General features: G+C 62.9%; 12 protein-coding genes. 7 read left to right on the top strand and 5 right to left on the bottom strand.

Going from position 1 to position 13,565, the window contains the following annotated elements; translation table 11 throughout:
• Position 1: 1 nt before the first annotated feature.
• Positions 2-1,219: a urate hydroxylase PuuD gene (locus tag NKI66_RS23365; protein WP_352722533.1), complete on the bottom strand. Its 1,218-nt coding sequence runs from the start codon at positions 1,217-1,219 to the stop codon at positions 2-4.
• Between the two features lie 162 nt (positions 1,220-1,381).
• On the opposite strand from NKI66_RS23365, the gene NKI66_RS23360 reads away from it, so the two are divergent.
• The 3 genes from NKI66_RS23360 to NKI66_RS23350 all read left to right on the top strand — a co-directional run bounded on the left by NKI66_RS23360 (position 1,382) and on the right by NKI66_RS23350 (position 4,687).
• Positions 1,382-2,302, top strand: coding sequence for a LysR family transcriptional regulator (locus NKI66_RS23360; RefSeq protein WP_023813624.1), 921 nt, complete (start codon positions 1,382-1,384; stop codon positions 2,300-2,302).
• A gap of 103 nt (positions 2,303-2,405) precedes the next feature.
• On the top strand, positions 2,406-3,422 hold the full coding sequence (locus NKI66_RS23355) for an LLM class flavin-dependent oxidoreductase (RefSeq protein WP_031213700.1): 1,017 nt from the start codon (positions 2,406-2,408) through the stop codon (positions 3,420-3,422).
• Complete coding sequence (locus tag NKI66_RS23350; RefSeq protein WP_352753140.1) at positions 3,419-4,687, top strand: LLM class flavin-dependent oxidoreductase; 1,269 nt, start codon at positions 3,419-3,421, stop codon at positions 4,685-4,687. The genes NKI66_RS23355 and NKI66_RS23350 overlap by 4 nt, the downstream gene beginning before the upstream one ends.
• On the opposite strand, the gene xdhC is transcribed toward NKI66_RS23350, so the two are convergent.
• From xdhC to uraH, 4 genes are all read right to left on the bottom strand, one after another.
• The gene (xdhC, locus tag NKI66_RS23345; protein WP_352753138.1) at positions 4,684-5,622 is read right to left on the bottom strand and encodes a xanthine dehydrogenase accessory protein XdhC; all 939 of its coding nucleotides are present in this window, start codon (positions 5,620-5,622) and stop codon (positions 4,684-4,686) included. The genes NKI66_RS23350 and xdhC overlap by 4 nt on opposite strands.
• Before the next feature lie 61 nt (positions 5,623-5,683).
• Positions 5,684-8,035: a xanthine dehydrogenase molybdopterin binding subunit gene (gene xdhB, locus NKI66_RS23340; RefSeq protein WP_352753162.1), complete on the bottom strand. Its 2,352-nt coding sequence runs from the start codon at positions 8,033-8,035 to the stop codon at positions 5,684-5,686.
• Complete coding sequence (gene xdhA, locus NKI66_RS23335) at positions 8,035-9,516, bottom strand: xanthine dehydrogenase small subunit (protein ID WP_352753135.1); 1,482 nt, start codon at positions 9,514-9,516, stop codon at positions 8,035-8,037. Before xdhA ends, xdhB begins: the two co-directional genes overlap by 1 nt.
• A 3-nt stretch (positions 9,517-9,519) precedes the next feature.
• Positions 9,520-9,894: a hydroxyisourate hydrolase gene (gene uraH / locus NKI66_RS23330; protein ID WP_352753133.1), complete on the bottom strand. Its 375-nt coding sequence runs from the start codon at positions 9,892-9,894 to the stop codon at positions 9,520-9,522.
• Positions 9,895-10,097: 203 nt separating this feature from the next.
• Here uraH and puuE point away from each other — a divergent pair, with 203 nt between their 5' ends.
• The 4 genes from puuE (at position 10,098) to NKI66_RS23310 (ending at position 13,540) form a co-directional block, all read left to right on the top strand.
• Positions 10,098-11,516 carry an allantoinase PuuE gene (puuE, locus tag NKI66_RS23325; RefSeq protein ID WP_352753130.1) on the top strand — a complete coding sequence of 473 codons (1,419 nt, stop codon included), beginning with the start codon at positions 10,098-10,100 and terminating at the stop codon, positions 11,514-11,516.
• Positions 11,517-11,526: 10 nt separating this feature from the next.
• Positions 11,527-12,390 (top strand): bifunctional allantoicase/(S)-ureidoglycine aminohydrolase, encoded by an 864-nt coding sequence (locus NKI66_RS23320; protein WP_352753128.1) that lies wholly within the window; start codon positions 11,527-11,529, stop codon positions 12,388-12,390.
• The gene (locus NKI66_RS23315) at positions 12,387-12,878 is read left to right on the top strand and encodes an ureidoglycolate lyase (protein WP_352753126.1); all 492 of its coding nucleotides are present in this window, start codon (positions 12,387-12,389) and stop codon (positions 12,876-12,878) included. The genes NKI66_RS23320 and NKI66_RS23315 overlap by 4 nt, the downstream gene beginning before the upstream one ends.
• Positions 12,879-12,946: 68 nt before the next feature.
• The gene (locus NKI66_RS23310; RefSeq protein ID WP_352753124.1) at positions 12,947-13,540 is read left to right on the top strand and encodes a nucleoside deaminase; all 594 of its coding nucleotides are present in this window, start codon (positions 12,947-12,949) and stop codon (positions 13,538-13,540) included.
• Positions 13,541-13,565 lie beyond the last annotated feature (25 nt).

Below are 13,565 nucleotides of genomic sequence, written 5' to 3'. Positions count from 1 at the left end.
GCTATCTCCCTGCGCCTTCGAACCAGGCCACCAGCAGTGCCCTTTCCTTGTCGGTAATCTGGCTGACGTTGGCGGGCGGCATGGCGTGGCTGCGACCGGCCTGCAGATAGATCTCGCGGGCGTGGTTGGCGATATCCGCATCGGTGTCGAGCATCACGCCCTTGGGCGCATGATAGATGCCCTCATAGACCGGCTCCGCCGCGTGGCACATCGAGCAGCGGCCGAGCACGGTGTCGCGCACGGCCGGGAAATGCGCTGAAGCGACATAGATTTGCGCCGACGCCGATTCCTTGGGCTCGCCGGTCAGCACCTTCGGCGCGGTCGACAGCCAGATGATGACGATGAACAGGACGAGTGCCGCCATCCAGGTCCAGGTCGGATTGCCTTTGCGGGCATGGATCGAGTTGAAATAGTGCCGGATCAGCACGCCGATGATGAACACCAGCGAGGCGATGACCCAGTTGAACTCAGTACCGAACGCCAGCGGATAATGGTTCGACAACATCAGGAACAGCACCGGCAGCGTCAGATAATTGTTGTGCAGGGAGCGCTGCTTGGCAATCTTGCCGTATTTCGGGTCGGGGTTGCGGCCGGCGATGAGGTCGGCGACGACGATCTTCTGGTTGGGGATGATGACCATGAAGACGTTGGCCGACATGATCGTGGCGGTGATGGCGCCCAGATGCAGGAATGCGGCGCGGCCGGTGAACAGGTGCGTCAGCCCCCAGGCGATGAATACCAGCACACAGTAGAGCACCAGCATCAAGCCGGTATCGCTTTTTCCCAGCGGCGAGCGGCACAGAAGATCATAGACCACCCAGCCGACGCCGATCGTCGCCAGCGACAGCAGGATACCTGTAGGCACCGACATCGGGAGCACGTTCGGATCGATCAGGAACAGATCGGCTCCGGCATAATAGACGACGCACAGCATGGCGAAGCCGGACAGCCAGGTGGCGTAGGATTCCCACTTGAACCAGGTCAGGTGTTCCGGCATTTCGGCTGGTGCCACCAGATACTTCTGGATGTGGTAGAAGCCGCCGCCATGCACCTGCCATTCCTCGCCGAAGGCGCCTGCAGGCATGCCCGGACGCTGGCGCAGGCCGAGGTCGAGCGCGACGAAGTAGAAGGACGAGCCGATCCAGGCGATGCCGGTGATGACGTGCAGCCAGCGCACGGCAAAACTCAGCCAGTCCCAGAAAATCGCGAAATCCATCATTGAAATCGTCCCTGCCGATTGGGCGACTTTACGGGTTGGAGCGCAAACGGAAAGAGGCGAGGTGCACGATGACTTTCAAAAAAAAATGGAAAATACTAGGGTAGTCACACGCAGCAGGATGGGAGCCGCCCGAAGGCGGCCTCAGGAAAGCCACTAAACCGCATGGCCTATCTCGACAACATTGCCGTCTTCGTTCGCGTGGTCGAACTCGGCAATCTGTCGGCGGCCGGGCGCGACATGCGGATTTCGCCGGCGGTCGCCTCCAACCGCATCAAGGAGTTGGAGAAGCACCTGGGCGTGCGTCTGTTCAACCGCACCACCCGGCAATTGATGCCGACCGAGCACGGCACGGTTTTTTACGGGGGCGCAAAGCAGGTGCTGGAGGCGATCACCGAAGCGGAAGCCGCGGTCTCGGCGCTTTCCGGTCAGCCGCGCGGGACCATCCGCGTCACCGCCCCCTTGGGCCTCGGCCGTCGGTTGGTGGCCTCGGGCATTCCCGATTTTCACGATAAATACCCAGACATCGAGGTGAGGCTGAGGCTTTCGGACCACAATGTCGACATCATGAAGGAAGGCATCGATGTCGCCTTCCGGCTTGGCATCATCGAAGATTCCAGCCTCAGGATGCGCGGCATCATGGAATGCGAGCGCGTGCTGGTGGCGGCGCCGAAATATCTCGAGGCGCGCGGCGAACCGATCGAGCCGCAGGAACTGATCGGCAAGAAGCACGACTGCCTGATGCTGCGTTATTCCGGCGCGCGCGAATATGTGTGGACGCTGCAGACCCCCACAGGCCCGCAGAAATTCGAAGTGCACGGGCCCTACGACACCGACGATGGCGACGTGCTGACCGGCTGGGCGCTTTCGGGGCGCGGCATCATCAACAAGCCGCGCTTCGAGGTCGAGCCGTTCATCCGCGACCAGCGGCTGAGAGTGATCCTAAACAGCACGCCGCCGACGCCGGTGCAGTTCGCCGCCGTCTATCCGCACAAGAAGCTGCAGGACCCCAAGGTGCGGCTGCTGCTCGACTTCATGGCCGAGCGCTGCCAGCGGCTGATCAACGATCTGCTGGCTGGGAAATAATGCTGGCCGGCACGTGACCGGCGCTTGGCCCAGCGCCAGCGGTTGCCATCCCTGGATGTGGCGAACATAGTTCAGGTGGTATTTCGTCTTGCAGGGACCATCGATGGACAACGGCGCCACAATGCATCTTGCCGTTTCGCTGTTTCCGGGAACCACCGATCCATCACCGGGGCGGGAATTCAGCCGCCTGGCCGGTTTAGTGCAAAAGGCCGAAGCGGCGGGCCTGGACATGGTGCTGCTTGCCGATTCAGCGCCGGCTTCCGGCGGCGGTGCCGCGAACAGTCCGATGCCCTTCGAAGCGACCACTTTGCTGGCCGCATTGGCAACTGTCACAAGCAGGATCGGCCTGGTTGCCGCTGCCTCGACAATTGACCACCAACCCTACAATCTGGCGCGCCGTTTCGCTTCGCTCGACATCATCAGCCATGGCCGCAGTGGCTGGAACGCGACCATGGCGCAGGCGCCACGGGAAGCAGCCAATTTCAGCCGGCCCGAAGGATTTTCGCCTGACGATTTCCGCCGTCGCAGTGAGGAATATATCGGCATCGTGCAAGGTCTGTGGCAGGGCTGGGATGCGGACGCGCTGCTGTTCGACCAAACCGGAGGCCGCTTCCATGACCCCGGAAAGATGCACCTGCTCGACCACAAGGGCGAGTTCTTCTCCGTGCGCGGACCGCTGAACATCGCGCGGTCGCCGCAGGACACACCGGTGCTCGTCTTGTCGGGCCTGTCGGTATCAGACCTGGATATTGCCGCCCGCACCGCCGATGTCATCCTGCTGGACGACGGACCGATCGATGGCGCGAAAGCGCGTTATGAGGAGCTGAAGCGCCGCGTTGCCACCTGCGGACGCGAGCCTAATGCTGTGAGGCTTCTGACGAATATCTCGCTCGTCGCCGATGGTACCGCCAAGCCGACCATTGCCGACAGCATGGAAAAAGGTTTCCGGGCGAAAAGCTGCGACGGGTTCAACATCCAGATGCCGGCACAACTCTCCGCGCTCGAGGATCTCGTCGATCTGGTTTTGCCGGAGATGAGGCGGCGCGGCCTGTTTCGAGAGAGCTATCGCGGCGCAACGTTGCGCTCGCATCTCGGACTCACCGGCGGAGGTGATCAATGACCCGCCAGATGAAGCTCGGCGCCTTCCTTTGGGCGACAGGCCACCACATTGCCGCTTGGCGCCACCCACAAGCGCATGTGAGGGCCGGCATCGACATCGACCATTACATCCAGCTGGCCCGCGCGGCGGAAGCGGCTAAGTTCGACATGGTGTTCTGCGAGGACGCCGCCGGCCTGCGTGAGGCCAATGTCGGCATCGCCAGCCAGACCTCGCGTTCGATCGGTTTCGAACCGATCAGCCTGCTGTCGGCGCTTGCCGTCCAGACCAGCCGCATCGGTCTCGTCTCCACCGCTTCGACAAGCTACAACGAGCCCTATGGGCTGGCACGAACCTTCCTGTCGCTCGACCATCTGAGCGGCGGTCGCGCCGGCTGGAACCTGGTCACCTCGGCCAGCCCCATCGAGGCCGCCAATTTCGGCTCGACCGGCCTCAAGCCCCATGCCGATCGCTATGAGCGCGCGCGTGAATTCGCCGAAGTCGTCACCGGGCTCTGGAACGGCAAGCTCGGCGCCTCCGGCCACGACGGCCAGAGCTTTTCGGTTCGCGACCCGCTCGATCTGCCGCGTTCGCCGCAGGGCGCGCCGGTGATGGTCCAGGCCGGCGCCTCGGATGTCGGCCGCGACCTTGCCGCCCGCACCGCCGATGTGGTGTTCACGGCGGCGCAGACCTTCGAGGAAGGGAAGGCCTTCTACGACGATCTCAAGGGGCGTATGGCCGCTTATGGGCGTGAGCCGGACGACATCAAGATCATGCCGGGCGTCGCGCCAGTGGTGGCGGAAACCGAGGCTGAGGCCCGCGAGAAATACGAGGAATTGCAGGACCTGATACCCGACGACGTCGGCGTTGCGCTTCTGTCCAGCTATCTCAGCATCTCCAATCTGTGGCGCTACCCGATCGACGGGCCGCTGCCGGATCTGCCGGAGAGCGAGGGGATGAAAAGCCGGCAGGCGCTGGTCATCGAGCAATCGCGCCGCGACGGCCTCTCCATCCGCCAGCTTGCCCGGCATTTCGCCGGCGCGCGTGGCCATTGGCGCATCGTCGGCACTGCGGCCCAAGTCGCCGACGAACTGCAGGCTCGGTTCGAGGGTGGCGCGGCCGACGGTTTTAACGTCATGCCGTCATATTTCCCAGGCGAACTGGATGCCTTTGCCACGCTCGTCGTGCCGGAACTGCAGCGACGCGGCCTGTTCCGCAAGGAGTACGAGGGCCGCACATTGCGCGACCAACTGGGTTTGAAACAGCCGGTTAACTGCGGCGCAGCTTAGCCCGCCATCACCCTGCCATGCGGAATTTGGTGGTCGGCACTTAAGGCTGCGCTGTGACTGACCAGCGCCGTCATGATCTCGGCCGCGGCCAGCGCCGCAATAACCTGTGGGCGCTTGTCCTTGACGGTGTCGCCGCCGATTGGCGAGACGAGGCGGGCAAACTCGGCTGGCCTGCCGTCCGCCGATTTCAGGAACCAGGTCCTGAACGTCGCTTTCTTGGTCTTCGAGCCGATCATGCCGACATAGGCGGCATCGCCGCGTTTCAGCGCCTCGGCGACGATCAGGAAATCCAGCGCATGATCGTGGGTCAGGATGGCGAAGGCGGCGCCAGCGGGAGCGTTTCGCACCATCGCTTCCGGCATAGCTGTCAGCCTGGTCTCGACGGATTCCGGCATGCCTTCCAGTGCTTCGGCCCGCGTCTCGATGACGATGCCGTGCACGGGAAGAAGTGCGATCGTCGACGCCAGCGCCTGGCCGACATGGCCGCCGCCGAAGATGTAGACACGCGGCAGGTGCGCCTCCTCGGCTTCCGCAGCCGCAACCAGATCGGCGGCAAGGGCTGCATCGACGAGCCGGATCAGCACTTCGACGCGCCCGCCGCAGCATTGGCCGATTTCCGGGCCTAGCGGCACATCGAGGGTCGCGCGGCTTTCCCTGCCCCTTGAGGGGAGGGTGGCGGCGAAGCCGCCGGGTAAGATCGGATCGGCGCGGGTTCTCTCCCCCCTTGAGGGGGAGAAAAGCATCTGCCGGGCTTTGTCGATCGCCATGTATTCGAGTTGACCGCCGCCGATGGTGCCAAAGATCGCCGCCTGCGAGACGAGCATGAAGGCGTCCTTCTCGCGTGGCGTCGAGCCTTTTGTTCCGGTCACTTCGACCAGGGCAACCTGGCCGGCGCTGGTGAGAAAGGCTTTCAGGCTTTGCACTTTCGAGTTCATGGTTCACATTCCCGAATGGGAAATATAGGTTTTTCGGCCCAGATTGCACATTCTGCCAGATTCAGGCGCCGGCCTTCGTCTCTTTCTTCAGCCTCTCGATCGCCATCAGCACCCGCTCCGGCGTTGCAGGAGCATCGAGGCGCGGACAGATCTTGTGGTCGGCGACGCTGGCCACTGCATCCGACAGGGCGTGCAGCACCGACATGCCGAGCGGGAACGGCGGCTCGCCGACTGCCTTGGAGCGGTGGATGGTCGGCTCGCTCGCTTCCGGCCAGTCGGCCAAGGTGACGTTGAATATCTTCGGCCGGTCGGAGGCGAGCGGGATCTTGTAGGTCGATGGCGCGTGCGTGCGCAGCCGGCCCTTGGCGTCCCACCACAGTTCTTCCGTCGTCAGCCAGCCCATGCCTTGGATGAAGCCGCCCTCGATCTGGCCGATGTCGATGGCGCTATTCAGAGATCGGCCGCAGTCATGCAGAATATCGGTGCGCTCGACCATGTATTCGCCGGTCAGCGTGTCGACCGAGACCTCCGAGCACGACGCGCCATAGGCGAAATAATAGAAGGGGCGGCCCTCGCCCTTGTCGCGGTTCCAGTGGATTTTCGGCGTCTTGTAGAAACCCGCCGCCGACAGCTGGATGCGAGCCATATAGGCCTGCTTGATGAGGTCGGCGAAGGCGATTTCCTGGTTGCCGATGCGCACCCGGTTGGGCAGGAACAGCACCTGATCGCGCGGCACCTGATATTTTTCAGCGGCGAAATCGATCAGCCGGTCCTTGATCTGGCGAGCGCCGTTTTGCGCCGCCATGCCGTTGAGGTCGGAGCCGGACGACGCCGCCGTGGCCGAAGTGTTCGGCACCTTGCCGGTCGTGGTCGCGGTGATCTTCACCTGGTCTAGGTCGATCTGGAACTCTTCCGCCACTACTTGCGCCACCTTGACGTAGAGGCCTTGCCCCATCTCGGTGCCGCCATGGTTCAGATGCACCGAACCGTCGGTGTAGACATGCACCAGTGCGCCGGCCTGGTTGTAGTGGGTGGCGGTGAACGAGATGCCGAATTTGACCGGCGTCAGCGCCAAGCCGCGCTTGATGAAACGGCTGTTGGCGTTGAAGGCCGATATTTCCCGCCTCCGCCGCGCATAGCTGGCGCTTTCCTCCAGTTCGGCGACGATGCGCTGGATGATGTTGTCCTCGACCGTCTGGTGATAGGGCGTGATGTTGCGGTCTGAGGTGCCGTAGAAATTCTTCTTGCGGATCTCGAGCGGATCCTTGCCGACTGCAAAGGCGACCTCGTCGATGACGCGCTCGGCGCCGACCATGCCTTGCGGACCGCCGAAACCACGGAAAGCGGTGTTCGACACGGTGTTGGTGTAGAGCGGCGCCGATTGCGCATGCACTGCCGGCCAGAAATAGGTGTTGTCGCAGTGGAACAGCGCGCGATCGGTCACCGGGCCTGACAGATCCGACGAGAAACCGCAGCGCGCCGCGAACATGAAATCGACACCGAGGATGTTGCCCTCGTCATCGAAGCCGACCTCGTAGTCCACGAGGAAATCATGACGCTTGCCGGTGGCGATCATGTCGTCGTCGCGGTCCGGCCGGATCTTCACGGCGCGATGGTGTTTCTTCGCGGCGATCGCCGCCAATGCGGCAAACTGGTTGCCTTGCGTTTCCTTGCCGCCGAAGCCGCCGCCCATGCGGCGGATTTCCACCGTGATGGCGTTGCTCGGCACGCCGAGCGCATGGCTGACCATGTGCTGGACTTCGCTCGGATGCTGGGTCGAGGAATAGATGGTGACGTCCTGATCCTCGCCCGGAATGGCCATGGCGATATGGCCTTCGAGGTAGAAGTGTTCCTGGCCGCCGATGCGCATTTTTCCCTTTAGCCGGCGCGGCGCCTGACGGATCGCTGTAGCGGCATCGCCGCGCTTCAGGGTGAGAGGCGGCGTGACGAGCTTGTCCTTCTTCGGATCGAGCGCGCCAATGTCGGTGACGAAGGGCAATTCCTTGTATTCGACCTTGGCCAATCTGGTGGCGCGACGCGCCTGCTCGCGCGTCTGCGCAATGACGCAAAAGATTGGCTGGCCATAGAATTGCACCTTGCCGTCGGCCAGCACCGGCTCGTCGTGGCGGCCTGTCGGCGAAATGTCGTTCTCGCCCGGCACATCCTTGGCCGTCAGCACGTCGACAACACCGGGCGCTGTACGCACCGCCGAGAGATCCATGCTGGTAATCGTGGCATGCGTGGCGGCAGAAAGCCCGAGGCAGCCATGCAGCGTGCCGGCCGGTTCCGGCATGTCGTCGATATAGACGGCCGTGCCGCTGACATGCTTGTGGGCGGAGTCATGGCGTTGATCGGTGGCAACGCCGCCGGCGATCTTTTCAGCCTTCAGATTGGGGGGAGCGTGCTTGTTCATCATGCCGCCTCGTGCCTCGAAACCTGGATCGGCTCCCTGGTACCGCTGGTCTCGGCGAAGAAGCGCAGCAAGAGATTGCGCGCCGCGAGCGCACGATACTCGGCCGAGGCCCGCATGTCGGTGAGCGGGGTGAAATCCCTGGCATATTCGACCATCGCCGCGTCAACCGTGGTCTCCGTCCATGGCTTGCCGAGCAGCGCTTTTTCGACAGAAGACGCCCGCTTCGGCGTCGCCGCCATGCCGCCATAGGCAATGCGCACCTCCGCGACCGTGCCATCGCTGGCCAGCGTCAGGAAGAAGGCGCCGAGGGCCGCGGTGATGTCCTCATCGCGGCGCTTGGTGATTTTGTGGACGGCGAATTTCGTGCCCTTGACCGGAACCGGAACGTGCACGGCCTCGACGAATTCGCCCGGCTGCCGGTCCTGTTTGCCATAGGCAATGAAGAAGGTTTCCAGTGGAATCGAGCGCCGCTTCTTGCCCTTGCGCAGGGTGAGACTTGCGCCAAGAGCGATCAAGGGCGGCGGCGTGTCGCCGATCGGCGAGCCGTTGGCGATATTGCCGCCGATGGTCCCCATGTTGCGCACCTGTTCGCCGCCGATGCGATCGAACAACGGCCCCAGCGCCGGGATACGCTTCGCCAATATCGCGAAGGCATCAGTGTAGGTGACGCCCGCGCCGATCGAAATGATGCCGTTGTCTTCCGAGATGGTGCAAAGTCCGTCGAGATTGCCGATGAAAATGGCCGGCGAAATATCGCGCATGTGCTTGGTCACCCAGAGGCCGACATCGGTCGAGCCGGCAACGATGGTGGCGCCGGGTTCCTTGTCCAGCACGGCGGCGAAATCATCGACATCGGCCGGCACGACCAGCCGCGTCTTGGCCGAACCGATCTCAATCCGGGCGCCGTCATGCATGGCCTCGAGCCTCGCGGTGATCGCCTTGCGCTCCGTGGCCAGCGGATCCTTTACCGCCTTGCCGTAGCTGGAGATGGCATGCGCAGCGCGCATGATCGCCTCGTAGCCGGTGCAGCGGCAGAGATTGCCTTGCAAGGCCTTTTCGATATCCGCGTTCGACGGATTCGACGACTTCATCCACAGGCCATAGAGCGACATGACGAAGCCCGGTGTGCAGAAGCCGCATTGCGAGCCGTGGAAATCGACCATCGCCTGCTGCACCGGATGCAGTTGGCCTGATACGCCGCGCAGATGCTCGACAGTCACGACATGGGTGGCGTCCAACGAGCCGAGGAAACGGATGCAGGCATTGACGCTTTCATAGACCAGCCCGCCGGCCGAGAGCTTGCCGACCAACACGGTGCAGGCGCCGCAATCGCCCTCGGCGCAGCCTTCTTTGGTGCCGCGCAGCGACCGGTCTAGCCGCAGCCAGTCGAGCAGGGTCGCGTCGGGTGTCACCGACGAAAGCGCCACATCCCTGCCATTGAGGATGAAGCGGATCTCGTTGCGGATGCTAATTTTGGCCATGCCTCAGCTCCCCCTGTAGGTCGAGTAGCCGTAGGGCGAGACCAGCAGTGGCACATGATAGTGCACGGGCTCGGCCATGCCGAAGCGGATTGGTATCGTATCGAGAAAGGCCGGTTTCGGCAGGCTCAATCCCTGCTGGCGCAAATAGTCGCCTGCGGCGAAGACCAGTTCGTATTCGCCGGTGCGGAACTCCGCGCCGGCGAGCAGCGGCTTGTCGCAACGGCCGTCGGCATTGGTGACAACAGTCTTCAAATGTGTCCGTGCCTTGCCGTCGAGGTGATAAAGCGCGATCGACAATCTCGCCGCCGGCTTGCCTGTCGCCGTGTCGAGGACATGGGTCGTCAGACGCCCGCCATCGGCATTCGACGTTTCTGCCATTGGCCGCCTCCCATTTCCGGTACGAGCGAATTGGCCCGGTACGATCAAGTATCAACAGTGAATTGTGCGCCAATTAAAGGCGATGCATAAGTCCCGGTCGAGCGGAGTGCGACAAAAACACTTTCAAAAATTTTCGGGGGAATGCGAGAAGCACCCTTTCGATATCCTGATCATACTTCGGGCCATGCCCGGCGGGAGGGACGATGCGTTACAGCAGAGACATGCGCGGCTATGGAGCCAATCCGCCGGACCCGAAATGGCCTGGCGGCGCGCATGTCGCCGTGCAGTTCGTCGTCAACTACGAGGAAGGCGGCGAGAACTGCGTGCTGCATGGCGACAAGGCGTCCGAAGCCTTCCTGTCGGAAATCGTCGGCGCGGCACCCTGGGTGGGCCAGCGCCACTGGAACATGGAATCCATCTACGAATACGGTGCCCGCGCCGGTTTCTGGCGGTTGCTGCGGCTGTTCAGCGAGGCCGAGGTGCCGATCACCTGCTATGGCGTCGCCACCGCGCTCGCCCGTTCGCCGGACCAAGTCACGGCCATGCAGGAAGCCGGCTGGGAGATCGCTTCGCACGGGCTGAGATGGATCGACTACCGCGACCACAGCGCCGAGGATGAGCGCCGCGATCTCGAAACTGCAATCAAACTGCATTACGAGGTGACCGGAGAGCGCCCGACCGGCTGGTACACCGGCCGCACATCGGTCAACACAGTGCGGATTGTGGCGGAAGAAGGCGGTTTCGACTATGTGTCGGACACCTATGACGACGAGCTGCCCTACTGGTTCGAGCATGATGGCGGCGCGCAGCTCATCATTCCCTATACGCTCGACGCCAACGACATGCGGTTCGCAACGCCGCAGGGCTTCAACTCCGGCGACCAGTTCTTTGCCTATTTGAAGGACAGCTTCGACACGCTCTATGCAGAGGGCCAAGCCGGGCGGCCGCGCATGATGAACATCGGCCTGCATTGCCGCCTCGTCGGGCGGCCAGGGCGGGTGGCGGCGCTGAAGCGCTTCGTCGACTATGTGAGGTCGCACGACAAGGTCTGGCTGGCGCGGCGCATCGATATCGCCAAGCACTGGCAGGAAAACCATCCGTACAAGCCGGCGGCACTCCGCCCGTCGAAGATGGAATTCGAGACCTTCGTCCACACTTTCGGCGGCGTGTTCGAGCATTCGCCCTGGATCGCCGAACGCGCCTACGAACTGGAACTGGGGCCGGCGCATGACACTTCAGGCGGCCTGCACAATGCGCTTTGCCGTATCTTCCGGTCCGCCAGCGAAACCGAGCGGCTTTCGGTGCTCAACGCCCATCCTGACCTTGCCGGCAAGCTAGCCAAGGCCAAGCGACTGACAGTGGAATCGACCAGGGAACAGGCCTCGGCCGGCCTCGACGCGCTGACCGACAAGGAGCGCGAACTGTTTTCCAAGCTCAACGCCGCCTACGTCACCACCTTCGGCTTCCCCTTCATCATCGCGGTGAAGGGCAAGACGAGGCAGGAAATCCTGGCGGAGTTCGAGGCGCGCATCGGCAACAGCCGCGGCGTCGAGTTCGAGACCGCCTGCAAACAGGTCGAGCGCATCGCACTGCTCCGCCTCAAGGACATGCTTCCGCAATAGGTTTGAACCCATGGATACGATCAGGATGCCCGAGCGAACCTATTACGCACCACATGGCGGCCATTCCGGCCAGAGCGAGCTTCTGACCGGCCGCGCCGTCTTCACCGAGGCCTATGCCGTCATTCCCCGGGGTGTGATGCAGGACATTGTCACCAGTGCCTTGCCGTTCTGGGACGAGACCCGCGTCTGGATATTGTCGCGACCGCTGTCGGGTTTTGCCGAGACGTTCTCGCAATACATTGTCGAGGTCGCGCCCGGCGGCGGCAGCGACCGGCCGGAACCCGATGCCGGTGCCGAGGGCGCGCTGTTCGTGGTCGAAGGCGAACTGACGGTTCTGCTTGCCGGCAAGAAGCATAGTTTAAGGCCCGGCGGCTTTGCCTTCCTGCCACCGGCCAGCGGCTGGACGGTTCGCAACGAAAGCAAGGCCGACGTGCGCTTCCACTGGATTCGCAAGGCGTACGAGGTGGTTGACGGTCTCGATGTGCCGGAAGCCTTCTTCACCAACGAGCAGGAGATCGCGCCAACGCCTATGCCCGGCACCGAAGGCCGCTGGGCGACGACGCGGTTCGTCGATCCGGCCGATTTGCGCCACGACATGCACATGACCATTGTCACGCTGGAACCCGGCGCGGTCATTCCCTTCGCCGAGACCCATGTCATGGAGCATGGGCTCTATGTACTGGAGGGCAAAGCGGTCTATCGCCTCAACCAGGACTGGGTCGAGGTCGAGGCCGGCGACTATATGTGGCTGCGCGCCTTCTGTCCGCAGGCCTGCTACGCGGGCGGCCCGGGAAAATTCCGCTATCTGCTCTACAAGGACGTGAACCGGCACGCCAAGCTCGGCGGCGCCGGTGTCCCCGGGCGGACGCCGTGACGCGGATCATTGCGCGGCCACTGACCCGCGAGAGCTTTGCTCCGTTCGGCGACGTCATCGATATGGGCGGCGACAACCACTACCCGATCAATGGCGGCCGCGCGGAACGCTATCACGATCTGGCGACCGCCGAGGCGATCGGACCGAATGCCCGCGTGCTGATCTCGATGGTGCGCGGCACGCCTTACGAACTGCCGCTGAAGCTGAGCATGGTCGAGCGCCACCCCTTCGGCAGCCAGGCTTTTGTCCCGCTGTCGCCGCGCCCGTTCCTGGTCGTCGTCTGCCATGATGGCGAACAAGGGCCTGATGAGCCGCATGCCTTCATCACCGCACCCGGCCAAGGCATCAATTACCGGCGCAATCTCTGGCATGGCGTGCTGACGCCGCTCGGCGAGCCTCAGGATTTCCTGATCGTCGACCGTGGCGGCGATGGCTCCAATCTCGAGGAATTCCATTTCTCGCACGCCTACGAGATCCACCTCCCTTAATTTTTTTGTGCATGTCGTTACCCCAAACCGGGGGCACTTTTGGGCGACATGCAGCAGGAGAGCCTGAAATGACCGACATTTCTTTGATCGACCGCCTGCTCGACGTGATCGAGCACGACATCGTGCCGAAGACGGCCGACGGTGTTGTCCATGGCAACAAGCTGTTCGGCGCGGCGATCCTGCGCAAAGACGACCGTTCGCTGGTGCTGGCCGAAACCAACAACGAGAGGGAAAACCCGCTCTGGCATGGCGAGGTGCACTGCCTGAAACGTTTCTACGAAATGCCGAAGGCGGAGCGCGTCGATCCGAAAGACGCGATCTTCATCGCCACGCATGAGCCCTGCTCGCTCTGCCTGTCGGCGATCACCTGGACTGGCTTCGACAATTTCTACTATCTGTTCAGCCACGAGGATTCGCGCGACAGTTTTGCCATCCCGCACGATCTGAAGATCCTGAAAGAGGTCTTCACCCTCGACCCCGGCGGCTACAATGCCGAGAATGCCTACTGGAAGAGCTTTTCTATCCGCAGGCTGGTGCGAGCGTTGCCCGAGGTAGAGCGGCAACGGCTGGAAATACGCATCGGCGCGATTTCGGCGCGCTACGATGATCTGTCCGGCGTCTATCAGGCGAACAAGGACGATAACGACATCCCGCTGAATTAGGGCTCTCGGCCTACCGGGGGGCACC

It is taken from the genome of Mesorhizobium sp. M0518, assembly GCF_040321125.1.
In the GTDB taxonomy this organism is placed as follows: domain Bacteria; phylum Pseudomonadota; class Alphaproteobacteria; order Rhizobiales; family Rhizobiaceae; genus Mesorhizobium.
The sequence above is the reverse complement of the archived record's forward strand: the minus strand, read 5'-3'. Positions and strand labels throughout refer to the sequence as shown.